The sequence below is a fragment of the Bacillus sp. GZB genome, assembly GCF_001975995.1.
Taxonomy (GTDB): domain Bacteria; phylum Bacillota; class Bacilli; order Bacillales; family Bacillaceae; genus Bacillus; species Bacillus velezensis.
This window is the reverse complement of record NZ_MTQG01000017.1, coordinates 460782-484514: the sequence shown is the minus strand read 5'-3', so window position 1 is coordinate 484514 and position 23733 is coordinate 460782. Positions and strand designations below refer to the sequence as shown.

Below are 23733 nucleotides of genomic sequence, written 5' to 3'. Positions count from 1 at the left end.
TGGGCAGTTATGAATCATCGTGTACAACCTTTTTTTGCTGTATTGATAGCGCTTGGCGCATTCGGTTTCATTTATGCGGCGGTAACCAACCCCGGGCAGATGATTTCAAGAGCGATCACCGTTATTATCGCAGGCATCATTATTTATTTTATCGTGAGGACGGTCCTGAACCGCCGCACCGGCCGTGACGGAACCGCTTTCAGAAAAGCGGCCAGACAATCGCGGCTCCGAATGAAGGAGCAAAAAGCGAAGCACCGCGCCGGACACAGAGGCCGGGTCAGCCATTTGCGGAGCGTGCCGAGCAGCAGCAGACCGAAGCCGATGATTCTTAAGAAAAAAAGCCAGACCCAGCTTACCGTCATAGAAGGTAAAAAGAATAAAAAGAAAAACAGAGCGCTTTTTTAATAGCTCCATTGCTTCAAAAATTGCTCTGTTCTGCTTTTTCCTAGCTCAATGAGAGCTAGTTTTTTTTGCGGTGTGAGATGAAACTCCGTCGCCATCACATGTTCCACCGGAATAAAAATAATATTCTGTTCGTACTTTGTCGCGATATGCCTGGCATCATGAGCGTCTTTCATCGTTTCAAACAAAGCCCCGAACAGCTCAAAAGCGTTGCGGATTGATTTTTTCGGGCGCTCTTTTTCGTTGGGCGAAAGCGAAATTCCGATGACCGGCCGTTTGCGTTCTTTTGAATACAGCCAAATCGGGAAATTGCTTAACACGCCGCCGTCAACGACCGTCGAGGTGCCTTTTTCGGTCTTCAGTTTTATCGGTTCAAAAAAATAAGGAATGCTGCAGCTCATTCTGACGGCTCTGGCAACCGGGAACATCTCCGGATTTAATCCGTAGCGGGGAAGATCGTCAGGAAGCACGATCATCGTTCCGTTCGTCAGATCTGAAGCGATGAGACGGAGCGAGCCTTTTTTCAAATCGCCGAACGCGATGATGCCCTTCGCTTTTAATTTATCCGCAATCCATTTTTCCAACATATCGCCTCTGTATAGTCCGAGGCGCCAATATATCGACACCCACCGCAGGATTTTCAGCGGGAGGAATGAGTATCTCTGATCAAGCAATTGCCTTCCGTCCACCTCATCTATGATGGAATGAACCTCTCTGCTCGTATAGCCCGCAGCGATAAATGCGGCAATAATTGCGCCGGCGCTTGTTCCGGCGAGCCTTTCAAAGCGAAAGCCCTTTTCTTCCAGCGCTTCATAAGCGCCGGCAAGCGCCACCCCTTTTATCCCCCCGCCCGAAAATACGCCGTCAATCTGCATAGCGCGCCCTCTCCCTTCCATCTCAAGGTGTATTATTATTTTAAGAAACGGCTGGGCGAAATAGACCAAAGAATGAAGACATTAAAAAAAGGGCGCCCCATTTCGGGCTGCCCTTTATTCACCGGGATTTTCGGTTTTTTTCTGTACGGATTTCAATTCTTTTTTCCGGCTTTCGTCATCTTCAAAATACTGAACGAGGTCGCCGATACGGTCAATACTGTTCCAGCTCAGATGATGTTCGATTCCTTCAACATCATTGTAAATCTTCTCTTCATCAACACCAATGATTCTTAAAAACTGCTCAAGCAATTCGTGTCTGTATACGAGCCGTTTGCCGATCTTTTTACCTTTTGACGTCAATACGAGCCCGCGATATTTTTCATAAATCAAATACTCGTCTTTATCTAGTTTTTGAACCATTTTCGTTACAGAGGAGGGGTGGACTGCCAAAGCTTCCGCGATATCAGAAACCCGTGCATATCCTTTTTCTTCTATCAGCATATAAATCTGTTCAATATAATCTTCCATACTTGGTGTTGTCATAAGTAACCCTCCCAAAAAGCACCTTAACTTTTATAAACCATTACAAGTTTACACTAACGGTCATGAAAAAACAAGGATGCTTCCGGTCTGTCAAGCCTTATCAGCGCTTATAATTCCATTCATCAGACGCGTATTTCGTCTCAGCCAGCTCATTGACAAATGCAAGCTCTTCAGACGTGAGTGTGTAAGGCTCAAGATGAATGTTCAGCCCTTCCTCAAAACCGGCTTTAAAAGCGATTCTGGCCTCATCCATCGTTACCCGTTTCGGCGCTAAGGCGTTGATGGCTACCGCTTTGTTTTTGAAATTCCGCTGCATGCGTTCACGGACTCTGTCGCTCGGATATAAAAACAGATCAAACAGCTTATCCTCATCAATGTCAAGCAGGATGGAACCGTGCTGAAGAATGACGCCTTTTTGGCGTGTCTGTGCGCTTCCAGCAACTTTCCGTCCTTCGACGACCAGTTCATACCACGAAGGCGCATCAAAGCAGACGGACGAGCGCGGATTTTTCAAGCTTTCTTTTTCTTTCTCCGTTCGCGGAATCGCAAAGCAGGCATCAAGTCCAAGGTTTCTGAATCCCTGCAGAATACCTTCTGAAATCACCCGGTACGCCTCTGTCACCGTGGCCGGCATTTCCGGGTGATCCTCTGAAACGATTACGCTGTATGTCAATTCTTTATCATGCAGAACACCCCGTCCGCCTGTCGGTCTTCTGACAAACCCGAGGCCGTGTTTATGTACTGCGTCAAAGTTAATTTCCTTCTTAATATTTTGAAAATACCCGACAGACAAAGTTGCCGGATTCCAGCCGTAAAAACGGATCACCGGAGGAATTTTTTTTTGGCTATGCCAATATAAAAGCGCTTCATCCAGCGCCATGTTAAATGCCGGGCTTTCATTCCCTGAGTCAATAAACCGCCATGTTTCTTTTTCCATACACTGAACCCTTCTTTATCGTTTTAATAAAATCAGTTTAACAAACTGCCTTGAAAATGAAAAATATTTCGTTTCATTAAGGATGACAATCGCTTCATGCTTTACTATAATAGTATTTGTCCCAAAACGTCCGGTAAGCCTTGTTTTCAGGAAGCAGGGTTTTATTTTATAAGCTAAAGGAGTAGAATCGCATTGTCTAATATGATTGCTTTAATTATTGTTGCGGCGTTTATCGTTTATATGATCGTGTCGTATTTTTACCAGCAGCGTTTAATGAAAACACTTACGGAAGAGGAATTCCGCGCGGGCTACAGAAAAGCGCAGCTGATTGACGTCCGTGAACCGAATGAATTTGAAGGCGGCCATATTCTCGGCGCGCGCAACATTCCGCTGTCACAGCTGAAACAGCGCAAAAGTGAAATCCGTCCTGATAAACCCGTTTATCTGTACTGCCAAAACAATGTCCGCAGCGGACGCGCGGCACAGACGCTCCGCAAACACGGCTGTAAAGACATTTACAACCTGAAAGGCGGATTTAAAAAATGGGGCGGAAAAATTAAAGCAAAAAACTAATCATAAAAAAGAGCTGTCCGTGTTATACGGAAGCTCTTTTTTTACACCGTGTCAGCGGCTGACGTGAGGTGTATGTTCGTACTTTAAAACCGGCTTTCTTGCCGCCTTGGTTTCATCCATTCTTTTGACAACTGTTGTATGCGGCGCCTCCTGAACGATTTCAGGCGATTCCTCCGCTTCCCGCGCAATTTGAATCATGGCATCTATAAACGCATCAAGCGTTTCCTTCGATTCCGTTTCCGTCGGTTCGATCATGATGCTTTCTTCAACATTGAGAGGAAAATACACAGTCGGCGGATGATAGCCGAAATCCAAAAGCCGTTTGGCAATATCAAGCGTTCGTACGCCAAGCTTTTTCTGCCTTCTTCCCGATAACACAAATTCATGCTTGCAATGACGGTCATACGGGAGATCATAATAAGGCGCGAGTCTTCTCATCATATAATTTGCATTTAAAACCGCGTGTTCGGTCACGGCTTTTAAGCCGTCAGGCCCCATGGAACGGATATACGTGTAGGCTCTGACATTAATGCCGAAGTTGCCGTAATAAGGTTTTACGCGCCCGATCGACTGCGGCCGGTCATAGTCAAAAGTCAAACGGCCCTCTTTTTTCGTGAGAACGGGTTTCGGCAGATACGGAATGAATTCTTTTTTCACTCCGACCGGCCCTGAGCCAGGTCCTCCCCCGCCGTGCGGCCCGGTAAATGTTTTATGCAGATTAAGGTGAACGACGTCAAATCCCATATCTCCCGGTCTTGCTTTACTTAAAACGGCATTTAAATTCGCTCCGTCATAATAAAGCTTTCCGCCGGCCTGATGGACGATTTCAGCCATTTCCGTAATGTTTTCCTCAAATAACCCGAGGGTGTTCGGATTCGTCAGCATCAGCGCCGCTGTTTCTTCATTTACCGCTCTTTTCAAATCTTCAATGTCAACCAGCCCGTGCTCATTTGACTTGACGGTAATCGTTTCAAAACCGGCGACCGTGGCGGATGCCGGATTCGTACCGTGGGCTGAATCAGGGACAATCACCTTCGTCCGTCCGAAGTCTCCCCGCGCTTCGTGATAGGCGCGGATCATCATCAGGCCGGTCCATTCGCCGTGAGCGCCCGCCGCAGGCTGCAGCGTTACCTCGTCCATGCCCGTAATCTCCTCCAAGTGTCCGCTTAAATCGTATAAAAGCTCAAGCGCCCCCTGAACAGTATCCTCGTCCTGAAGCGGATGAATAGCGGAAAAACCTGCGAACCGGGCAATTTTTTCATTTAATTTCGGATTGTATTTCATCGTACAGGAGCCGAGCGGATAAAAGCCTGAATCAACTCCGTGGTTTCTCCTAGAAAGAGCGGTATAATGCCGCATAATATCGAGCTCTGATACTTCCGGCAGCTTTGCGTCTTCATCGCGGATATAGTCACCGGGAAGAAGGCTTTCAAGCTCTGTTTCCGGCACATCAAGCTCCGGAAGGCTGTAACCGACACGCCCTTCGCGGGACATTTCAAAAATAAGCGCCTGATCTTGATTATTCATGTTGATCCCCCAATCCCGCAATAAGCGAATCGATCTCTTCTTTTGTTCTCAGCTCTGTGACGGCAATGAGCATATGCTGATTCAGTTCCGGATACGCAAGGCCTAAGTCATATCCGCCGATGATGCCGTCTTGCAGGAGCCGCCGGTTTGCTTCCTTGACGGGAAGATTCAGCCTGACGGCAAATTCATTAAATATCGGGCCGTCAAATGCTACGTGTAAGCCGGCTTTTTCCGCTTGGCGTCTCGCGTAATCAGCTTTCAATATATTTTGGCGGGCCATGTCTTTGACGCCGTTTTTTCCGAGCGCCGTCATCGCGACTGAAGCCGCTAAAGCATTCAGCGCCTGATTTGAACAAATGTTAGACGTGGCTTTGTCTCTTCTGATATGCTGCTCGCGCGCCTGAAGAGTGAGAACAAAACCTCTTCGCCCGTTTTCATCCTCCGTTTGGCCGACAAGCCGGCCCGGCACCTTTCTCATCAGTTTTTTCGTTACTGCAAAATAGCCGCAGTGCGGGCCGCCGAACGCCGCAGGTATGCCGAAAGGCTGCGCGTCCCCGACGACGATATCAGCTCCGTATGCCCCGGGCGGTGTCAAAATACCGAGCGCGAGCGGGTTTGAAGAAACAATCAGCTGGCTGTTTCCTTTATGTGCGAGCGGCTCAATGTCCTTTAACGGCTCGATTTGTCCGAAGAAGTTCGGATACTGGACGATCACGGCGGCCGTTTCATCACAAACGGCATGTTCCAATGCTTCAAGATCTGTGGCGCCGTTTTTCGCAGGCACCTCTACAACCTCAATATATTGGCCCTTTGCGTATGTTTTCAAAACATCCCGCGATTCCGGATGAACGGCTGCGGAAATGACGATTTTTTTCTTTTTCGTATGGCCTGACGCAAGCATCGCCGCTTCCGCCAGCGCCGTTCCCCCGTCGTACATAGAGGAGTTTGCGATATCCATTCCCGTTAATTCACAGATCATCGTTTGAAATTCAAAAATCGCCTGCAGCTCTCCTTGTGAGATTTCAGGCTGGTAAGGCGTATATGCCGTGTAAAACTCTGATCGGGATATCACATGATCGACGATAACCGGCTGGTAGTGATCGTACACTCCTGCCCCCAGAAAAGATGCATATGTAACAGCGTCTTTATTTTTCGCCGCAAGCTTCGTCAGCTCTCTCGTCAGCTCAGTTTCTGACTTTGCTTGTTTAATTTGGTAGTCTTTTTGAAACCGTACATTTTCCGGAATATCGGCAAACAGTTCATCAATTGTTTCTGCGCCGATGGCTTTCAGCATTTCTTTTTTATCCTGTTCTGTCGCGGGCAAATATCGATGCTTCATATGACTCTCCTTTTTCAGCTCTGTTTTGGACGTTTATAAAACGGTGTGCGGACAATCTTCGCTTTTACCGTTTTTTTACGGATTTCCACTTCTACTTCCGTTCCGACTTCACTGAATTCCGTTTTGATTAGGGCAAGGCCGATATTTTTCTTTAAAGTCGGAGATTGCGTGCCTGTCGTGACTTCACCGATCGGAACACCGTCTTTTTTCACGGCGTACCCGTGTCTCGGAATCCCTTTTTCAATCATCTCAAGTCCGACCAGCTTTCGCGGGGCTCCTTTTTCTTTCTGTTCGCGCAATACTGATTTCCCGAAAAAATCGGAATCTTTCTTGTGTTTCACGGCAAATCCGATTCCGGCTTCAATCGGTGTAATATCTTTCGTCAATTCCTGACCGTATAAAGCAAGCTTCGCTTCAAATCTCAGCGTATCACGGGCGCCGAGGCCGCACGGAACGAGGTCTTCATGCTCTCCCGCTGCAAGTATCTCCTTAAATAGATGAACCGCATCTTCATTGCGGCAATATAACTCAAACCCGTCTTCACCGGTATAGCTTGTTCTTGAAAGCAGGACTTGACGTCCGGCAACGTCTGCCTCGTCAATAAATGTAAACGGCTTTAAGGAGGACAAATCACATTCAGTCAGCTTCGTAAGAACCGACTGAGCATTCGGCCCCTGAACAGCAAGCAGTGAAATCCCGTCAGACTGATTCGTCAGCGTGACATCGCCTTCCGTATGTTCCGTCAGCCAAGCGATGTCTTTTTCAATATTAGACGCGTTAATCACGAGCAGATAGCAGCTCTCGCTTTTCTGATAGATCAGCAAGTCATCGACCGTACCGCCGTCAGGATAACACATGGCGGTATAGAGCGCGTTTCCCGGCTTTAAATCGGCAACGTCATTTGTCATCATTTTTTGGAGAAAAGACAGGGCGTCTTTACCGGATACTTCGACTTCCCCCATATGGGACACATCAAACAGGCCCGCTTTTGTGCGGACGGCTTCATGCTCCTCTTTAATAGAAGAAAATTGAACCGGCAGCTCCCATCCTCCAAAATCAATCGTTTTTCCGCCGTATTCTTTATACACGTCATAAAGCGGTGTTCGTTTCAGCATCATCTTCCCCCTTCAGTCATTGGCGCATTGTAAAAACATATAAAAAAGGACAGAGAAACACCTCATGAAAATGAAGGTTTCTCTGTCCCGGCACCTGAAAGTTTACTTTATGAACATATCATAAAGACGTCCCCTTTGGTGGCCTGCTTCTTCTAAACGCAGACACTCTCCAGAGTTGCGTCGAGCAAGAGTTCTTTTGCCTGAGAGATTCACTCCGCAGTTTGCTCCTTCGGCGCCCGGACGCCCATCTTCCGTCCGAGTCTCTCCCCTTGCTGTCATCCGCTCATATTTACCAATTTTATGGACATACTAAAGCAATATCTTTTAGTGAAATCATTACTTATATCCTACCACCCTCACTTACGTCCGGCAACAAAAATTATGATAAATCAGTTTTTTAAAAGAAAGGCGGTTTTGTTACATATGACAGCAGAGATCATATTTGATGCAAACTGGCCGGGAGAGTTTTCTGAGCGGCTGAAAACGGACGGTCCCTGGTCAAATTGGGAGATGTACAAACTGTCGGCTGAAGTCCAGCAGACCCTTGCCATTCCTGAATTTGAAGGATTGAGGGCTCCTTTATACCTTCCCGATTTCACTCCGCTTCCCCATCAGCTTGAAGTCGCGCAGAAAGTCGTTGAAAAAATGAACGGCAAGGCAATTTTGGCTGATGAAGTGGGGCTCGGAAAAACGGTGGAAGCAGGCCTGATTTTAAAAGAATATATGATTCGCGGGCTGGCCAAAAAAATCCTGATTCTTGTGCCGGCATCACTCGTTTCCCAGTGGGTGAAAGAGCTTCAGGAGAAGTTTTTAATACCCGCTGTTGAACAGAAGAAAAGCTATGTGTGGGAACAGTGCGATATCGTCGTTTCTTCTATTGATACGGCCAAACGCTCGCCTCACAAAGACATTGTGCTTTCTATTCCGTATGATCTCGTCATTATTGACGAGGCGCACAAGCTCAAAAACAGCAAAACGAAAAATTATGAATTTGCGAGAAGTCTTGTGAAGAAATACTGCCTGCTTCTGACGGCGACGCCGATTCAAAACCGGATCGAAGAAATCTTCAATTTAGTGTCACTGTTAAAACCCGGCCATTTAGGAAACGAAAGCGGGTTTCAAGAAACCTTCAATCGGAAGGACGGGATTGACGCTCATGAGCATTTGAAAGAGCTCGTCAATAAGGTAATGATCCGCAACACGCGGAGCGACACCGGCCTTACATGGACGAAGCGCCATGTGGAAACAGTGCCGATCACCTTTTCACCGACGGAACAGGCGCTTTACGATGACATCGTCGCACTGAAAAACGGCACGGAAAAGCCCGCCAGCGCATTTTCCATTATGACGCTGCAAAGAGAGTGCTGTTCAAGCAGGGAAGCCGTGTATATGACGCTCAAAAAAATGCTTGACCAAAAAGACAAACAAGCGCCCGCATTCGATGATCAGACGATCGCTAATTTAATGGACCGCATTAATCAAGTCACGCAAAACTCAAAAGCGATTCAAGTTGTTGACTTGATCCAAAAGATTAATGATAAAGTCATTATTTTCACTGAATACAGGGCGACACAGATTTACCTGCAATGGTTCCTTCAGCAGAACGGCATAAGCTCCGTTCCGTTCAGAGGCGGATTTAAACGCGGAAAAAAAGACTGGATGAAGGACCTCTTCCGCGGCAAAGTGCAGGTGCTGATCGCTACAGAAGCTGGAGGCGAAGGGATCAACCTGCAATTCTGCAACCATATTATCAATTATGACCTCCCGTGGAACCCGATGCGGCTTGAACAAAGAATCGGAAGGATTCACAGACTCGGTCAGGAAAGAGATGTCCATATCTACAATATGGCGACAAAACATACGGTGGAAGAGCATATCTTAAAACTTCTGTATGACAAAATTCATTTATTTGAAAATGTCGTCGGAGAATTAGATGACATCTTAACAAAAATCAAAGTGAGCAATTTCGAAGACCATTTGCATGATATTTTATGCCATTCGCTGACAGAGGAAGAAATGAGAATCAAAATGGACAATCTCACCTCTTTTCTGTCGTACGGTACGGAAAAGCCCGCCAGAAAAAAAGGATCTTAATCTAAAAGGAGGAAGCGCGACATGAGACAGCAGGAGGTTCACGAATTTTTACTGCGATTTTTTGAAGCGAACCACTGTCCGATTACAGAACACGGGCCGGGTTTTATGACGGTTCAGTTGACGGTCGAGATGGACAAACAAATTATGAACCGCCCGTTTTATTGGCATTGGCGTGAAAAAACGGGCGGCGAACCGAACCCGATGAAGATTACGTTCATCACTGATAAAGAAACGGCTCCGGAGGATATGGACGGCGAATTTATTTACTTTGGAGCCCCGCGCCTCTTTCAAATCTTTCAAGCAGTTAAACAAAATGGGAGATTTACAAGAATATATGAGAAAATTGTATCAGCCGGAGCCAGAGTTCCGCTTCAGCCCTGGCTTGGATTAAATGTAGTGATTTCATACCAATCCGACATGAAAAAAGACAGACTTTTGTCTTTAGGCCTGCATCTTGTTTCTGGAACCATTATAGAAGGGTTTCAGCAGAAGCTTGCACCGCTTCCGCTGACCTCGCAAATATCAGACTATTGCTTTACCATATCGCCGATGATTAAGCCGGAAAGCGGGATTAAAAGGATGGAGCATTACTTAAAAGACGCTGCCGCCAAAGAGCCGTCAGCCTGGGCTGACAGCGCGATCGCCAGATGGAAAAAGGACCTCAGGCTGCTCGATCAGTTTTATGAGCAGACAGAGGAAAAACCTGAGGAATACCATTTGGAAAAACAAGCGCTGAAAGCCTTATATCAGCCGAAAATTCACATTCAGATCGAAAACGGCGGTTTATTTTTCCTGCAAAGTAATTTTTCTGGATAAGCGTTATCCATTCGACACCTTTCCCGTTTTTTCTGGAAATTCTATATTATAATAAAAGTATATAGAAAAAATTTCTGGCGTTTCGCATGCGATGAATCACTTCCAGACATGTAAAGAAAAGGTCATGGGCGGATTGGCTGAAATACATAAACAAGTATTTTAGGAGGAGAAAATGCATGAAAAATGCAAAAATGGAATTTTCGCAATTAGATAAGGAATGGGTTGAGCTGATATTAGAAGCCCAAAAAGCAAATATCAGCCTAGAAGAAATACGCAAATACCTGCTTTCGAATAAAAAGTCTTCTCAACATATCCAGGCAGCCAGAAGTCATACCGTAAATCCTTTCTGAATGTGCTATAATATCACAAGGAAGGTGATGACATTGATTGGCCAGCGTATTAAACAATACCGAAAAGAAAAAGGCTACTCACTATCAGAACTAGCTGAAAAAGCTGGGGTAGCGAAGTCTTATTTAAGCTCAATAGAACGAAATTTACAGACGAACCCCTCCATTCAATTTCTCGAAAAAGTCTCCGCTGTTCTGGACGTCTCGGTTCATACTTTACTTGATGAAAAACATGAAACCGAATACGATGGTCAATTAGATAGTGAATGGGAGAAATTAGTTCGCGATGCAATGACATCCGGGGTATCAAAAAAACAATTTCGTGAATTTTTAGATTATCAAAAATGGAGAAAAGCGCAAAAAGAGGAGTAGTGCCGCCATATGTGCACAACTCCTCTTTTAACTGTCCGACTTTCGGATTAGTTTTTATCCTCACTGTGAGCCTTTTCATTTTCCTTGACGTAACCGTCTTTATCCGTATGATCTTTCTTAATGGTCAAGCCGTTCCATTGCGTTGCTTCAAAAGAGAATTGAAGAGAAATCGCATTGCCTTGGAACTTGTTTTGCACACTTAATCCGTCCGCAGTTTTTGCGGTGTCATTTTTAAATTGGATTTCCATTCTCACCTGGTCATAATCAGCAGGCGTTTTCGGAACTCCGTCGTACTCAGGAGCTGTTTTGCCGTTAATGGTTGCCACATTGACTTTTCCGCTCTCACTCAGGAATTTCGGGTCAATGTGCTTGCTGATCGCTTCGGCAGCTGCTTTATCCTGCTTTGTTGACATTAAGTATAAGTCTTTCAGGCTGGCCGCCTTTAAAATGATATTTTTAGGATAGCCGTTGCCCCCTTCTTTACCGACTGTCAGAACCGTAATTTCAAACTGGCTGAGGAAATCCTCCGCAGATTCATTTCCTTTCTTTGCTCCTTTAAAGTCAGTAAAATTCAAAGCCATCAGCACTTCTTTAATGGCAAGTGAACCGTTGTTTCTGAATTCGAAATCTTTCGTCAATTTATCACCTGGTTTTAAGTTTGACAAATTGACATTGGCTGATTGTTCTTTAGCCGATAAATCAAGTGTTCCTGAGGCAAATGTAGCGTCTGTCGACTTCACATCATTAAATGCGGCCCATGTGCCTCCTCCTACTAATGCTAAACCGAGTGCGGCTGAGGCAACGCCCAAGCTTAATTTCTTTTTCATACCCATGTTTGTACTCTCCCCTTACTTTTTAGTTTTGTTATCAAATCCTGTCGCCAGGTTGCAACCGTATTCATGTAGAGATGGTTCCCTTTTTCGCATGTTCTTCCAGCGCTTTCGTTTTCCGCTCAATATCGCGGAGGGCGCTGACAATGACTGTTATGGAGTAAATCAAAAGCATGACGCCGGGAACGATTAACAGAATCGCCGTTCCGATCGGCTGGCTGGCCAAATGGATGACATATCCGGCATACGGAAGCTGATATCCCGTATACTGGGCCGCCACTTTTTCAGCTTGAACGGGTGCGGCATCCGGGGCGGCATTATGATCCCCTTTTGTCTCAAACAGCAGGTTCCCGTCCTTTTTTGTGATCCCGATTATTCTGTGTGTGACGGCTGTCCCGTCATCTTGCGTAAAGGTGATCACATCCCCTTTTTTTAAGTCATTCACGTCGGAAATTTTCTTTACCGCTATGAGCGAACCCGTCTTAAATTCCGGGTCCATTGAACCCGACAGCACGGATTTCAGCGTATAGCCGAAGATGGCCGGCTCACCCCCGGAAGCCCGGGTCGAAATCACCGTTAACGTCAGCACAATAATCAAGCTGAAGATGACGGCATACAAAATATTACTGATCAGTTTCAGCGTTTTTTTCATGTTCTTCCCCGCTTTCTTTTACCGGCTCTGCCGGCTCTTTCTCCGTTTTATTTAGATCGGAAACGGTCGCCTGTTCCCGGCATTTGACGAGTTTCATCGGTTTTGACCACTCAAATTTTTCTTCGTCCGCCGGATACCCTTCAGGCTTGTAAACCTTGAATGCGTATATGCCCGGCTTCAAAGACCGCTTTGACTCAATTTTATAAATCGTTTTGCTTTTTTTATCAGTAATAAGCCCTTTATCCACAACATTGCCGTTTCGTAAAGGCTGCTGCTGAGAAGCGATTTTATGGAGCTCCCATTTCCAGTCAGAAACAGTCCGCTCTTTTCCCTTATTCTCCAGCTCGGCATAGAGTTGAAGCGGCGCACACACGGTGCCTGACGTATCAGTTTGATTTGTTATATGTAAATCACTTTGATCCCAGCGTTCGTCATAACGGCAATCGTCATCCGTATATTGAAAATCTCCGCACGTTTGAACCGGGAGACTGAAGCTTTTCACATCATTGAAGGAGGAACTTGTATCACCTGTGAACTGAGCACATATCGTCACAGACAGGCAAAAAATGAACGAAAGCCGTAAAAATAGCATCATCCGCCATCTCACCTTGCCCTTTTTTTCCATTCGCAACAATCGGAACATGCCTTACCCCCTGTAAAACTGTTAATAAATATGACAACCGTTCTCTTTAAAGAACTGTATGAACAAAGTATAATCAAGGATTATCGTCTTGAAAAATGTCAAATTCGGTCAAATTGTTCGTTTTTAAGAATGGTATCTTTCAAAAACATCGTTTTGCTTCAAATTACACACCTTTTTGGAATTTTTTCTAATAAAACGTGAGAAAATAACGAGGTGCTTAGAACAAAATGGAAAGTATATACAGCGAAAGGACGAAGAATGATGATCAAACAAAGTCTGATTTGCCTTTCTCTTCTTGTTTTCGGGGTTTCAGGAACAGCTCAGGCGGAAACGGTGCCTTATTATGCTGTTCACCATCAATCAAAATGGGAAAAGTTAGCAGAAAAAGAAGCTAAAAAAAGATATCCGCTCGCCCAAACGTTATTTATTCAAAAGGTGTGGGATCGGAAAAGAACGGACGAAGCAGTCAAGCAATACCACTTGACATTGCGGGATGGCGCAAAAGAATTTGGCGTGTTTGTTACGATTTCTTTTAATCCCTACAGCCAAAAGGTAAATAAAATTGCCGTCATTGAGGAATACCAATAAGGCCCTCCTGTATCAGGAGGACCTTTCATGTGATTCAACTTTATTTTTTCCGCTGCATCCATAGCTTAAAACTGTACGGCAATATTCCGAACCAGTGCTGAGAAGCCGGTACTTTCTTTTCTTTCCGCACTTCTTTTCGCTCTTTCCGTTCCTGTTTCGGCGTATCGAAATATTTAACGAATTGCTCAGTCATATATTTTACATAATCATTTGTTTTCACGGCTCTCACCTCATAGTGCTGTCTTTACTATGAAGTGTTGTCCCGCCGCCTCTTTTTTATACTTCAGTCCATTGAATCAGCTGTTTCTTCTTCTGATCGAACAAAAGGTGAGCCTCCCGTCTCGTGCCTGTCGTGGTTTCCGCCTGAATTGTAATCTGAACCGTTTCCCGGCGATCACTCCCCGTGATGTGAAAAGAAACGGTGCCATACGGAAAACGCTGTGTACCAGTTCGGGCCTTTTTTCCCTGTGTCATATGGCGGCTTGACAGCAGCGCGCCGTTTTGGAGCAGGTTCTCTCCGATCCAGTACTCCCCTGCCTCTTTTGCAAATGTTTTTCGGGTGATGAAATCAGATGAAGTATAGCTGATGACAAGTAAAACTGCGGCAGAAACAAACAGAACCGCGGGATATATAAAACCGTCAGATTTGTACATTTAATCACCTTTAAAAGAGCTGTAAACCGGAATAACCGACTGATTCTTTTTACCTGCAACGCTTGAGATCTCTAATAAGATCAGGCCGTTTTTCACATCAGCCGTTAATGATGCCGCGTTTTGCAGGATCGGCACGTGGCCTTTTCCGTTTACTCTTTTCCTTATCATCTTATGATAAATTTCAAAACGCACTTCTTCGCCCCCTGTTTTCCGGCATGCTAACGCCCGTCCGCCGTCCGCCGGCTTCACAGTCTCGGCCTGTTTACATTCGTTCATGATCTGCTGAACGGCAATTTGATGCTCCCGGCTGTCTAATCCGCCGTTATCGGCCCGGTTTGATAAAAACAGATGTAAAATCGGGCCCAGGGTTCCTGATAGGAAAAGACAGACTGCTAAGGAGAACAAAACATTAAGAAGCGTAAAGCCAGTCTGTTTTGAGAATACTGAGGCACATTTCTTTTTCGCTGCGGTCAGCCGCACACACTTTGTAATACTCACCATCCTCCTTCCACTTCACACCGGGAGACGGCGGCTTTTTTCCGGTCATCATATAAGTGCTGATATGTTTCTGAAGAAGCTGGTACGCTTCCTGGCGATCTTCTATTTTCAGACCATCTGTCAGCATGTCCGTCCAGACCGGAATGATAGACGTCATAAGGAACAGCCAAATGGCCATTGCTGATAGTGTTTCAATAGTAGAGAACCCCTTATTTCCGTTTAGCATGGACATTTCCGCTCCCTAAGTAAACTGTTATCTCATAGGTGAACCCGGCGCTCTTCAATTGAATCTTTCCTCCCGAATTCGGATGGCCTTTTTCGTTAAATTCAAGGCTCTCTGGTAAAGTCACAAGTGTAATATGAAGCGAATCAAAAGAACGCTCGACAATCCTTCCGCCTGACTGCAGTTTGTATTTATGCTCTTTTGGAAGAAAAGTGATTTTTGTTCTTTTATGTTCTGCGATAGCCGTTTCCTGAGCAAGCTGAATATCTTTTTGGAGCTGTTCTGTTTTTTGCCGCATGGCAAGGTGGGTGCAGACCGGCGGAACCGTCGTGAACAAAACCGTCAGCAGGACGGACGCCAGGCTTAACACAATCAGGCTTTCAAGAAGGGTAAACCCATTTTCTGTCCGCCTGTTATTGTTCAACAGTAACTTCTCCGCCACTAATTAAGATCTGTTTACCATTCGGGCAGGCTGTATTCTTTTTGATATACCCCTCTGATTGTAAATCGTTCATATCCGGCATTTTACCTTCATGATCGATTTCGTACGCCGTCACTTGGGCTTTCACCATATTCTGCAGTCCTTCACAGCCTTTATGCTGAATGCTTTGATTATGTTTTGTAACGTTAGGAATGGTAATTAAAAGCAGAATGGAAACGATAAATAAAACAATCAGCATTTCAATTAAAGTAAATCCATCTTGATTTTTCAGACGAAGCACTCCCTTACATTTGGTTCATCATCTGGTACATCGGCATCAGCATTGACATGTAGACAATTAAAATCATACCGGCCACAACACCGTAAATGACAGGCTGGAGAATGCCGGTATACTTCGCCGCGTTTTGTTCAAGACGCTCCATCATAAACTGGCTGTACGTATAAAGTTCGCGGTGAAGCAGACCGTTTGCCTGTCCGTGGCTGACTGCAGCCGCAAGATCTTTTTCATAACACGGATGCCCGGAAAGAGCGGACTCTATGGTTTCTCCGGCTTTCAGACGTGTAATGAGCATCTCTGCTTCTTCACGATAAAAAGGCAGAAAAGATTGTTCTTTAAAAGCTGTTAAGCTGTCATAGATAGAAAGGCCGGATTTCAGAAGACTGCTGAGCTGTAAAGAGAAAAAGTAGCTGTTAAAAAGAACGGCCGCTTTTCCTAAGAGGGGTATTTTCACAACAATCAGCATTTTATCTTGCGGGGATTTTTTCTTACATAAGAACCAAACGTACAAAAACAAGCAGAAAGCGGCGGACAGCGCCAGTGCGCAGGCTTCATGTAAATGCCGAAAAAACGCAAAGATGAAAGCAGTCGTACCGGATGTATTCATATTCATTGATTGATAAATCCCAGAAAACTGCGGAATAATTAAACTTTGCAGGATATAAAACATGACACAGACGGAAGATATTAAAAACATCGGATACCGGAGCATTTTTTTGATTTGATTCGTCTGCATGAGCTTTCTCTGTAACAAGTCGCCGCTTTGTTTCATCGCCCCCGGCAATTCCCCGTGTTTCTCAGCGAAATAGCAGATAGAGACGGCTTCTTTATGAAAAGACAGTGCCTCAAGCACTTGGTAAAACGCATCACCTTCCCTCAGCCGGCGGATTCCGTCCGTCAGCTCTGCAAGCTGACGTTTATGCAGCTGGAGTTTCAGCAGTCTGAGCCCTTCAATCAGACTGTATCCTTTTTCCGTCATTTCACCGAGCCTTTTCAAAAAAGCCGCTTGATCCTTCAACGGCCAGGTTCGTTTAATCCGCTTCATGATACACCCACCGATCGTAATTGTCGGTCGTGACATAGCCGAGCGCGATTCCTTTTCTGATCAGCCTGCGGAGCGTCTGATATTGAAAATTGGCGTGCTCTCCCTTTGCTTCCTGAAAGCATTGGGTGAGGTTTTTCCCGTAGAGCAATTCATAAATGCCCGCACGGCGTGTCTGCCTGTACATCCGGCAGTACACGGAACAGTTTTGCTCTTTGCAGAACGGACATGTTAAATCAACCAGACGCTGAGCGGCAATAGCAATGACGGTTTGTTCAATTTCTGTCATGTTCACGCCAAACTCCAGCAGCCTGTATATGGCGCCCTTAGCATCTCTTGTATGCAGGCTTGAAAGAACGAGGTGTCCCGTCATGGCCGCGCGGACTGCGATTTCAGCCGTCTCGGCATCCCTGATTTCCCCTAAGATGATCATATCGGGATCATGTCTTAAAATCGCTTTTAAACCGGCGGAATATGTGACTCCGGCTTTTTCATTCACCTGAACTTGCAACACATCCTCATCTCTTGTTTCTACGGGGTCTTCAAGCGTGACAATACGCCGGTTGAAATGCCTTTTTGCATAGTTGACAAGCGAGTAAAGAGTGGTCGTTTTTCCAGATCCGGTGGGGCCGGTAAACAGAAGCAGGCCGTGCGAATGCTTCAGAAAGGACAATAATGCGGCGCCCGCCCCCCGAAATAAGGACAATTTATCCAGAGGGGGAATCTGCCGCTTAGGCAAAAGCCTGATGACAAGACTTTCATCATTCATTGTCGGCAAGGTTGACATTCTCAAATGAACGGTTTCCGTCGGAAGCGGCAAAGACAATGACCCGTTTTGCGGCTTCCGTCTTTCTCCTATATCCATGGCCGATAAAAACTTAAAATGAGAAATAAGCCTTACGCATTCCTCTTTTTTTAAGACTCTTTTTTTCACAAGAGCATGGCCGATGCGAAAATGAATGAAAGCATCCTTTTCTCTCGGTACAATGTGTATATCTGAAGCCCTTGCCGTATATGCCTCGTTTATGATGTTCCTGCTGTATGTTTCAATATTTTTCACAAGACTTCCCTCCTTCCGCACGTATTGTAAATCAGATACACAAAATCCGGCAAAGGAGAGATTATGCGTTTTACACTGTGTAAAACGTAAAAAAATAAAAAATAAGCCCCCTGACTTTGATTTACCGAATGAAATCGGGAACCATTCGGCCATTTTCAGCCAGCCATCAAAAAAAGCAGGCGTTTGCCTGCTCTTCTTAGCGTTTCTTTTCTTTCCGCAAATATTTTTTTTGATGCTCCCTCAAAATGTCCCCTGTCCAGCCTTTCTGCCGCAGATAAATATAAATCAGCAGGGTTGATACAATAATGAGCACGATGGAACAAATATACGCATATTTCCAATGAAGCTCCGGCATGTTATCAAAGTTCATCCCCCAGAGAGCTCCAAGCGCCGTCATCGGTGTAAAGAGAGTTGTAAAGATCGTCAAGGCTTTCACAATTTCATTTCCTCTTTGGGAGGTAATGACTTCCTCGGCGTGCAGCAGATTGCTCAATTCCTGATCAAACTCATTGATATATGTAATTCCTCTTTCCATCTTTTGATGAGCTCTGAGGTAATCTTTCTGCCTGTCATTTTTCGGGAGAAAAGCTTCTTTTAAAGCCATTTCCACTTTTTTAGCCCCCAGTGTAAGGCCTTTCCAAATGAACAGCTCATGGCGCAGTTTATGCACATTTTCCAAGATTCCTTTGCTGTTGTCATCATGAATCTGCCATTTCAGCGTCCGCTGCTTGACTTCAAATTCATCCAGTCCGATCAGATATGAATTCATCAGCTCTCCCAGCAGAACAAAAAAGCCTTCAATCGGATTTTCACAGGTTTGAATCTGCTGTGTGGCATGCTTTTCTTTTACACCGCGCAGCAGCGAGAAATCAAAATTAATTGTAAAAAAGAATTCTCTCGTAATATAAAAGTGAAATACGGTATGGTTTTTTTCATCATCTAATCCTTGATGATAGATTAAAGAACCGAAAACCGCTTCATTATTCTGATCATTTGTATCTGAGCGCAGAAAGTTTATATGATTTTCATGTTCAAACCACTTTTCGCATTGCGGCCAGTGATTGTGATGGATCATTTTTTTCGCTTCCGTTTTTTCATGCGGACCGAGCTGGTACCACAGCCAGTCCGCTCCCGAATGTACCTTCATCTCTTGTCATCCTCCAGTATCGCTTTCTTGTTTTATTACCGTAAATGAAGCAGGCTAAACCAGGTTCGATGTTTGAGCAGCTTTCTACAGTGGTATTATTCCGAAAAAAGGGAGGTGCAAGCCTTCCTTCGCGGAAGGCGTTACATTGTATATCATCAAACTATCTGCCATCGTACTATTTATTTTATTAACGGCGTGTTTTGTCGCCATAGAGTTTTCAATCGTTAAAGCAAGGCGCTCCCGCATTAATCAGCTCATTGAGGAAGATGTAAAAGGAGCAAAAGCAGCCAAGCATGTCATTACACACCTCGATGAATATTTATCGGCGTGCCAATTGGGCATCACCGTCACCGCTTTGGGAATCGGCTGGCTGGGTGAACCGACAGTCAAAGCAATGCTTCAGCCGTTATTTTTAAAGACCGGAGTTCACGAAGCGGTTGCCCAAGTCCTGTCATTAATCATCGCCTTTCTGCTGGTTACATATGTGAATGTCGTTATCGGCGAACTCGCCCCGAAAAGTTTTGCTATCCAAAAAGCCGAGCGGATTACACTTTTGTCTGCCAGACCGATGATTTTGTTTTATAAGTTAATGTTTCCGTTCATCTGGCTGCTCAATCATTCCGCCCGCCTGATTACAGCCATGTTCGGCTTGAAGCCTGCTTCCGAACATGAAATGGCTTATACGGAAGAGGAATTGCGGGTGCTCCTTGCCGAAAGCTATCGAAGCGGCATGATCAAAAAAAGCGAGCTGCATTACGTAAATAACATTTTTACATTTGATAAGCGCACTGCCAAAGAAATTATGGTGCCCCGGAATGAAATGGTGAGCCTGCCGTTAGACAGCGGATCGGGACATATGCTCCGGGACATTATTAAAACAAATAAATATACCCGGTATCCTGTAGTAAAAGGAGATAAAGATCATGTAGTCGGTATCATCAATATAAAAGAAGTTTTATTCAGATTCCTGTCAGAAGGAGCGGCGTTTACAAAACACGAACTCAGCCCTTACATCCAGCCGGCAATCCATGTGATAGAGACGATTCCGATTTATCAATTATTCGTTAAAATGCAGCGGGAACACACCCATATGGCCATTCTCATTGATGAGTACGGCGGAACCGCGGGATTAGTAACGGCGGAAGATATCATTGAAGAGATCGTCGGCGAAATCCGCGACGAATTTGATACGGACGAAACACCTTCCGTTCAAAAGCTTGGGGAGAACCGCTATCTCCTGAACGCCAAATTGCTGATCAGTGACGCCAATGATGTACTCGGAACAGAGATTACGGCTGATCAAGTCGATACACTCGGGGGCTGGTTTCTTACTCAGCATATTGACGCGAAGCCCGGGAGCACCATTGATTTTGAAGGCTACACATTTACGGTAAAAGAAATCGACAGCCATCATATCATTACGATTGAAGCTGACAAAGCTGAATAGCTGAGGGAGAAATCCCTCCCGGCCATTCAGCTTTTTATCATCTTAATGATTCTTTTACGATAAATCCGTTTTTTGCCAGTGCTTTCGCCAGACTCTGCTCCGTTTTCACCTGAGAAAAATCGATGCCGAGCTTCACGACGGTCTGCGCGATTTCCGGCCTGATGCCTGAGATTGTCGTTTCTATGCCAAGAAGTTTTGTGCTGTCAATCACTTTAAAAATCTGATAAGCGACCATCGTATCCACAATCGGCACACCTGATATATCTAAAAATAGATAAGAAAGACGGAGTGAAGAACATTGATCAAGCACCGATTCCAAAATCATTTTTGCCCGGTAGGTGTCAATTTCACCGACGAGCGGCAAAATTCCAATACCGTCGGCAATCGGCATAATCGGCGCGCTTAGTTCGTTAATCATTTCTTTTTGGGCGTTTAATTGTGTAACCGTCACTTTATAATATTCCTCTGTAAATACTTCAATCATATGGTCAATTGCTTTGTTCAGCTTCTCTCCCCATTGGAATACCGCATTCGCCCCAGGCTTCTCAGACATCGTTTCACAGCATGTCTGTATGCGGTTCCAAACCAATCTCCGGAATTCTTTAAAGCTCGTGACGCTTTCATAGACCGGTACTTCATGGACGGCCCGGTCCCTTGCGAACTGAAGCGCCCATTTTGTCAGCTCCTCTTCCCCGCCGTCTTTTTCCGATAAAATGCCGGCAACGATTTCAATTAACAGACGGTGCTGCATTTCCGCTTTCTGATCATCTGAAGGCCGCCCCGATTTTGGTATGAGCAGCCATTGGCGTGTGATTTCACCTGATTCTTCAATTAAGGTTCGAGATAATGTTTCATTCAAATGTTTCACAGGTCTCCTCCATTCAAATTCCTTTGTATGTATAAATCGGCGCCTGACGCACATACTGTAATTACATCCGATGGGCTATAGCCAAGCGGTAAGGCAATGGACTTTGACTCCGTGATCGTTGGTTCGAATCCAGCTAGCCCAGTCCCGCAACCGCAAAAAACGAAGATTAGCTGATAAATTTGATCAGCGGATCTTCGTTTTTCTCTTATGATACAGATTGATGTATCGTTTTTTTCTTCGTCAGCTTCATCAGTTCTCCTGGATTGTATCCGATAACGAGCTTATTGCGATCGATCAGAATCGGACGCCGCAGCAGTTTCGGCTTCTCAGTCAAAAGCTTCAGCACTTCATTTACAGTCATTTCTTCAATGTTCAGGTTGAGGTTTTTAAATGTTTGGCTTCTCGTCGCCAATATTTCATCAATTCCTTCGGTCGTTAATGATAAGATCTGCTTCAATTCATCAATTGTCGGTGTCTCCCTGAATAGATGGCGCTCTTGAAAGTCAACATTGTGGGCTTTTAACCAATGTTTCGTTTTTCGGCATGATGTGCAGCTCGGGTATGAATAAAAAATAAGTTCTTTCATTTTTAAAAATTCCTCCCTCGGATAATCCGTCTCTTTGTTAACATAAGTACCCTGAACTTTTTTTCATTAAACATATTTCAAAAAGATTTTTCGGATCTTTTTCAGAGAGCGGCATAAGATATAAAACACAGGGAAAGACATAAATTCCACAATAAATATAATCATGAAAATGTTTACATTTTGAGTGCCGATCTATTATAATAAACTTCAGATAGACTCTCGGGAGGGGATAAGGAATGAATCGCATGTTCCGGGTGTTAGGATTTTGGACGGGTATATTTGCAGTCATGTTTTTTTTAGGGGGCATGAAAGACGCTTCTCTTTTGTTTTTTGGACAGACGATCTTTTTCGTATTTCTTTCTTATTTGAATCTGACTGAGCGGATGTATATTTATATTTTCGGAGCTTACTTAACCGTATTTTTCGCCGGATTTACATATTACTCTATTTTTATTATGACACCGGGCGGCGGAACCCACTGACAGAAAAAGACAGACCATTATGGTCTGTCTTTTTTCATTTACAGTGAAAAACCATTGATAAACGGGTTTCGCTCCTGCTCTGTCTGGATATCCGTTTCCGGCCCGTGCCCGCTTAATACAAGTGTATGTCCGGGAAGCGTGAGCAGTTTTTGATGAATGGAATCAAGCAATACGTCCTGACTTCCGCCGTGTAAATCAGTTCGGCCGATGCCTCCCTGAAAAAGCACATCACCTGAAATCACCAGATCAGCGTCCTTCACATAATAAGAAACGCTTCCCGGTGAATGTCCCGGCGTAAACAATGTCTCCAAATGGAAAGGTCCGATGTCCAATATGCCGTCGCCTTCAATCAGCCGTTCGGCGGGCCGTGCCGTTACGGCGATGCCCCGCAATATGCCTGATCCGTTTAAGGAAGAGTCCTCCAGCCACTTTTCTTCATTTTTGTGAAGATATACGGGAACATCCCATCTGTCTCTTACTTCATCAAGCGCGCCGATATGGTCAAAATGAGCGTGCGTCAGTAAGATGGCCAGCGGCTTCAGATTGTTTTCTTTTATGTAATTGTTGATTTTGTCCGCTTCCCCGCCCGGATCAAAAATAAGACAGGACTGATCCTCACTGACAAGAAAATACGCGTTTGCCTGAATCGGACCGGCCGGCATTCGTCTCCATTTCACTTTCATCACCTCTTTATGTATATGCCCTTATTATGAAGGTTTTCTGCGGAAGATTCAATGAATGCGTCCGGGAAAACGCTATCGACAAACAAAATGAAAACGGTTAAAATGAAATGGAAAGATTTTCAGGTTCCAATGACAAAGGAGGAGCATGATGTTACTTGTTGTAATCTTCGGCCTTGTCGCATTATTAGCTGTATTAGGAGTCCTGCGGGCTGTCAGACAGAGAAATATCCTGGGATTTTTGTTAGCCGCCGCCACGCTGGGCGTGTTTGGCTGGTTTACCGTAATGACCGTTGTAACCAGCGGCTATCCGACTGCACATTAAAAGCCTGTATCCAATGGATACAGGCTTATTTTTTATTGCTGCAAATGTTTGCTGACACTTTTGATTTTGCTCTCCAGCGTCGTTTCTTTATCACGTCTGTCATCAATGCGGATATTTGTCGCCACTCTGTGCAGCCCTTTTTGGAACGGGGCTTCGTGAATGTCCTGAATGACTGCGAATAAGTCGCTCAGCTCACCTTCAATCAACGTGTTCATCGGCGTGAGCTGAAATTTGATTTTGCCGGCAGCTTTGTAACCCTCCAAAATGTTTTGCACATCCGCTACATACTCACTGACGCTCGGTGTTTTTGTTCCGATCGGAATGATTGTCACATCTGCAATTGCCATTT

At 45.0% G+C, this 23733-nt stretch carries 32 protein-coding genes, 1 tRNA gene and 1 riboswitch; of the genes, 11 read left to right on the top strand and 22 right to left on the bottom strand.

Annotated features, from left to right (window positions below; translation table 11 throughout):
* Positions 1-9 precede the first annotated feature (9 nt).
* Complete coding sequence (locus tag BXO87_RS13520; RefSeq protein WP_007408340.1) at positions 10-405, top strand: SA1362 family protein; 396 nt, start codon at positions 10-12, stop codon at positions 403-405.
* Here BXO87_RS13520 and BXO87_RS13515 read toward each other — a convergent pair.
* The 3 genes from BXO87_RS13515 to BXO87_RS13505 all read right to left on the bottom strand — a co-directional run bounded on the left by BXO87_RS13515 (position 402) and on the right by BXO87_RS13505 (position 2757).
* Complete coding sequence (locus BXO87_RS13515; RefSeq protein WP_012117971.1) at positions 402-1277, bottom strand: patatin-like phospholipase family protein; 876 nt, start codon at positions 1275-1277, stop codon at positions 402-404. The two genes, BXO87_RS13520 and BXO87_RS13515, sit on opposite strands and share 4 nt — an antisense overlap.
* Before the next feature lie 114 nt (positions 1278-1391).
* Positions 1392-1820 carry a transcriptional regulator MntR gene (gene mntR, locus BXO87_RS13510; protein ID WP_007408338.1) on the bottom strand — a complete coding sequence of 143 codons (429 nt, stop codon included), beginning with the start codon at positions 1818-1820 and terminating at the stop codon, positions 1392-1394.
* Positions 1821-1920: 100 nt separating this feature from the next.
* Positions 1921-2757 (bottom strand): lipoate--protein ligase family protein, encoded by an 837-nt coding sequence (locus BXO87_RS13505; RefSeq protein WP_003153114.1) that lies wholly within the window; start codon positions 2755-2757, stop codon positions 1921-1923.
* A 192-nt stretch (positions 2758-2949) separates the two neighbouring features.
* Between BXO87_RS13505 and BXO87_RS13500 the strand changes: the two genes are divergently transcribed.
* Positions 2950-3330 (top strand): rhodanese-like domain-containing protein, encoded by a 381-nt coding sequence (locus tag BXO87_RS13500; protein ID WP_007408335.1) that lies wholly within the window; start codon positions 2950-2952, stop codon positions 3328-3330.
* A 51-nt stretch (positions 3331-3381) separates the two neighbouring features.
* On the opposite strand, the gene gcvPB is transcribed toward BXO87_RS13500, so the two are convergent.
* Genes gcvPB through gcvT form a run of 3 tightly spaced genes read right to left on the bottom strand, consistent with a single transcriptional unit; the run spans position 3382 to position 7311 of the window.
* A complete protein-coding gene (gene gcvPB / locus BXO87_RS13495; protein WP_038459162.1) occupies positions 3382-4857 on the bottom strand; it encodes an aminomethyl-transferring glycine dehydrogenase subunit GcvPB in 1476 nt (491 codons plus the stop codon).
* Complete coding sequence (gcvPA, locus tag BXO87_RS13490; protein WP_038459165.1) at positions 4850-6196, bottom strand: aminomethyl-transferring glycine dehydrogenase subunit GcvPA; 1347 nt, start codon at positions 6194-6196, stop codon at positions 4850-4852. The genes gcvPB and gcvPA overlap by 8 nt, the downstream gene beginning before the upstream one ends.
* Positions 6197-6210: 14 nt before the next feature.
* Positions 6211-7311: a glycine cleavage system aminomethyltransferase GcvT gene (gene gcvT, locus BXO87_RS13485; protein ID WP_038459167.1), complete on the bottom strand. Its 1101-nt coding sequence runs from the start codon at positions 7309-7311 to the stop codon at positions 6211-6213.
* 178 nt (positions 7312-7489) lie between these two features.
* Positions 7490-7590: riboswitch (glycine riboswitch) on the bottom strand.
* A gap of 144 nt (positions 7591-7734) precedes the next feature.
* Here gcvT and BXO87_RS13480 point away from each other — a divergent pair.
* From BXO87_RS13480 to sinR, 4 genes are all read left to right on the top strand, one after another.
* Positions 7735-9405 carry a DEAD/DEAH box helicase gene (locus BXO87_RS13480; RefSeq protein WP_038459170.1) on the top strand — a complete coding sequence of 557 codons (1671 nt, stop codon included), beginning with the start codon at positions 7735-7737 and terminating at the stop codon, positions 9403-9405.
* A 21-nt stretch (positions 9406-9426) separates the two neighbouring features.
* Positions 9427-10221 carry a YqhG family protein gene (locus tag BXO87_RS13475; protein WP_007612541.1) on the top strand — a complete coding sequence of 265 codons (795 nt, stop codon included), beginning with the start codon at positions 9427-9429 and terminating at the stop codon, positions 10219-10221.
* Between the two features lie 176 nt (positions 10222-10397).
* Positions 10398-10571, top strand: a complete 174-nt coding sequence (sinI, locus tag BXO87_RS13470) for an anti-repressor SinI (protein ID WP_007612543.1) — start codon at positions 10398-10400, stop codon at positions 10569-10571.
* A 33-nt stretch (positions 10572-10604) separates the two neighbouring features.
* Positions 10605-10940, top strand: coding sequence for a transcriptional regulator SinR (sinR, locus tag BXO87_RS13465; RefSeq protein ID WP_003153104.1), 336 nt, complete (start codon positions 10605-10607; stop codon positions 10938-10940).
* A 47-nt stretch (positions 10941-10987) separates the two neighbouring features.
* Here sinR and tasA read toward each other — a convergent pair whose 3' ends face one another.
* The 3 genes from tasA to tapA all read right to left on the bottom strand — a co-directional run bounded on the left by tasA (position 10988) and on the right by tapA (position 13065).
* The gene (tasA, locus tag BXO87_RS13460) at positions 10988-11773 is read right to left on the bottom strand and encodes a biofilm matrix protein TasA (protein ID WP_003153102.1); all 786 of its coding nucleotides are present in this window, start codon (positions 11771-11773) and stop codon (positions 10988-10990) included.
* Positions 11774-11837: 64 nt separating this feature from the next.
* A complete protein-coding gene (gene sipW, locus BXO87_RS13455; RefSeq protein ID WP_012117977.1) occupies positions 11838-12422 on the bottom strand; it encodes a signal peptidase I SipW in 585 nt (194 codons plus the stop codon).
* On the bottom strand, positions 12394-13065 hold the full coding sequence (gene tapA / locus BXO87_RS13450; protein WP_038459173.1) for an amyloid fiber anchoring/assembly protein TapA: 672 nt from the start codon (positions 13063-13065) through the stop codon (positions 12394-12396). The genes sipW and tapA overlap by 29 nt, the downstream gene beginning before the upstream one ends.
* Before the next feature lie 258 nt (positions 13066-13323).
* Here tapA and BXO87_RS13445 point away from each other — a divergent pair, with 258 nt between their 5' ends.
* Positions 13324-13653, top strand: a complete 330-nt coding sequence (locus BXO87_RS13445) for a DUF3889 domain-containing protein (RefSeq protein ID WP_038459175.1) — start codon at positions 13324-13326, stop codon at positions 13651-13653.
* 40 nt (positions 13654-13693) lie between these two features.
* On the opposite strand, the gene BXO87_RS13440 is transcribed toward BXO87_RS13445, so the two are convergent.
* From BXO87_RS13440 to BXO87_RS13400, 9 genes are all read right to left on the bottom strand, one after another.
* Positions 13694-13873, bottom strand: coding sequence for a YqzE family protein (locus BXO87_RS13440; RefSeq protein WP_022552966.1), 180 nt, complete (start codon positions 13871-13873; stop codon positions 13694-13696).
* Positions 13874-13929: 56 nt separating this feature from the next.
* Positions 13930-14307 (bottom strand): competence type IV pilus minor pilin ComGG, encoded by a 378-nt coding sequence (gene comGG / locus BXO87_RS13435; protein WP_038459177.1) that lies wholly within the window; start codon positions 14305-14307, stop codon positions 13930-13932.
* A complete protein-coding gene (comGF, locus tag BXO87_RS13430) occupies positions 14308-14808 on the bottom strand; it encodes a competence type IV pilus minor pilin ComGF (protein ID WP_228842201.1) in 501 nt (166 codons plus the stop codon).
* On the bottom strand, positions 14717-15031 hold the full coding sequence (gene comGE / locus BXO87_RS13425) for a competence type IV pilus minor pilin ComGE (protein WP_038459179.1): 315 nt from the start codon (positions 15029-15031) through the stop codon (positions 14717-14719). The genes comGF and comGE overlap by 92 nt, the downstream gene beginning before the upstream one ends.
* Entirely contained in the window at positions 15015-15452 is a 438-nt protein-coding gene (gene comGD, locus BXO87_RS13420) for a competence type IV pilus minor pilin ComGD (protein ID WP_038459181.1), read from the bottom strand. Before comGD ends, comGE begins: the two co-directional genes overlap by 17 nt.
* Positions 15442-15750: a competence type IV pilus major pilin ComGC gene (gene comGC, locus BXO87_RS13415; RefSeq protein ID WP_003153087.1), complete on the bottom strand. Its 309-nt coding sequence runs from the start codon at positions 15748-15750 to the stop codon at positions 15442-15444. The genes comGD and comGC overlap by 11 nt, the downstream gene beginning before the upstream one ends.
* A gap of 4 nt (positions 15751-15754) precedes the next feature.
* A complete protein-coding gene (comGB, locus tag BXO87_RS13410; protein ID WP_038459183.1) occupies positions 15755-16792 on the bottom strand; it encodes a competence type IV pilus assembly protein ComGB in 1038 nt (345 codons plus the stop codon).
* Positions 16779-17849, bottom strand: coding sequence for a competence type IV pilus ATPase ComGA (gene comGA / locus BXO87_RS13405; RefSeq protein ID WP_038459186.1), 1071 nt, complete (start codon positions 17847-17849; stop codon positions 16779-16781). The genes comGB and comGA overlap by 14 nt, the downstream gene beginning before the upstream one ends.
* 196 nt (positions 17850-18045) lie before the next feature.
* Complete coding sequence (locus BXO87_RS13400) at positions 18046-18996, bottom strand: magnesium transporter CorA family protein (protein ID WP_032874012.1); 951 nt, start codon at positions 18994-18996, stop codon at positions 18046-18048.
* A gap of 145 nt (positions 18997-19141) precedes the next feature.
* Between BXO87_RS13400 and BXO87_RS13395 the strand changes: the two genes are divergently transcribed.
* The gene (locus tag BXO87_RS13395) at positions 19142-20443 is read left to right on the top strand and encodes a hemolysin family protein (RefSeq protein ID WP_038459188.1); all 1302 of its coding nucleotides are present in this window, start codon (positions 19142-19144) and stop codon (positions 20441-20443) included.
* A 37-nt stretch (positions 20444-20480) separates the two neighbouring features.
* On the opposite strand, the gene BXO87_RS13390 is transcribed toward BXO87_RS13395, so the two are convergent.
* Complete coding sequence (locus tag BXO87_RS13390) at positions 20481-21311, bottom strand: STAS domain-containing protein (protein WP_038459190.1); 831 nt, start codon at positions 21309-21311, stop codon at positions 20481-20483.
* Positions 21312-21382: 71 nt separating this feature from the next.
* Between BXO87_RS13390 and BXO87_RS13385 the strand changes: the two genes are divergently transcribed.
* Positions 21383-21453: transfer RNA gene (locus tag BXO87_RS13385), tRNA-Gln, on the top strand.
* Positions 21454-21516: 63 nt separating this feature from the next.
* Here the strand turns inward: BXO87_RS13385 and BXO87_RS13380 are convergent.
* Positions 21517-21897, bottom strand: a complete 381-nt coding sequence (locus BXO87_RS13380; protein WP_038459192.1) for a Spx/MgsR family RNA polymerase-binding regulatory protein — start codon at positions 21895-21897, stop codon at positions 21517-21519.
* A 236-nt stretch (positions 21898-22133) separates the two neighbouring features.
* On the opposite strand from BXO87_RS13380, the gene BXO87_RS13375 reads away from it, so the two are divergent.
* Entirely contained in the window at positions 22134-22379 is a 246-nt protein-coding gene (locus tag BXO87_RS13375; protein WP_003153078.1) for a DUF2626 domain-containing protein, read from the top strand.
* Between the two features lie 38 nt (positions 22380-22417).
* On the opposite strand, the gene BXO87_RS13370 is transcribed toward BXO87_RS13375, so the two are convergent.
* Positions 22418-23056: an MBL fold metallo-hydrolase gene (locus tag BXO87_RS13370; protein WP_003153077.1), complete on the bottom strand. Its 639-nt coding sequence runs from the start codon at positions 23054-23056 to the stop codon at positions 22418-22420.
* Between the two features lie 154 nt (positions 23057-23210).
* Between BXO87_RS13370 and BXO87_RS13365 the strand changes: the two genes are divergently transcribed.
* Positions 23211-23384: a DUF2759 domain-containing protein gene (locus tag BXO87_RS13365; protein ID WP_003153076.1), complete on the top strand. Its 174-nt coding sequence runs from the start codon at positions 23211-23213 to the stop codon at positions 23382-23384.
* Positions 23385-23416: 32 nt separating this feature from the next.
* Here the strand turns inward: BXO87_RS13365 and BXO87_RS13360 are convergent, their stop codons facing one another.
* Positions 23417-23731: an MTH1187 family thiamine-binding protein gene (locus BXO87_RS13360; protein ID WP_003153073.1), complete on the bottom strand. Its 315-nt coding sequence runs from the start codon at positions 23729-23731 to the stop codon at positions 23417-23419.
* Positions 23732-23733 lie beyond the last annotated feature (2 nt).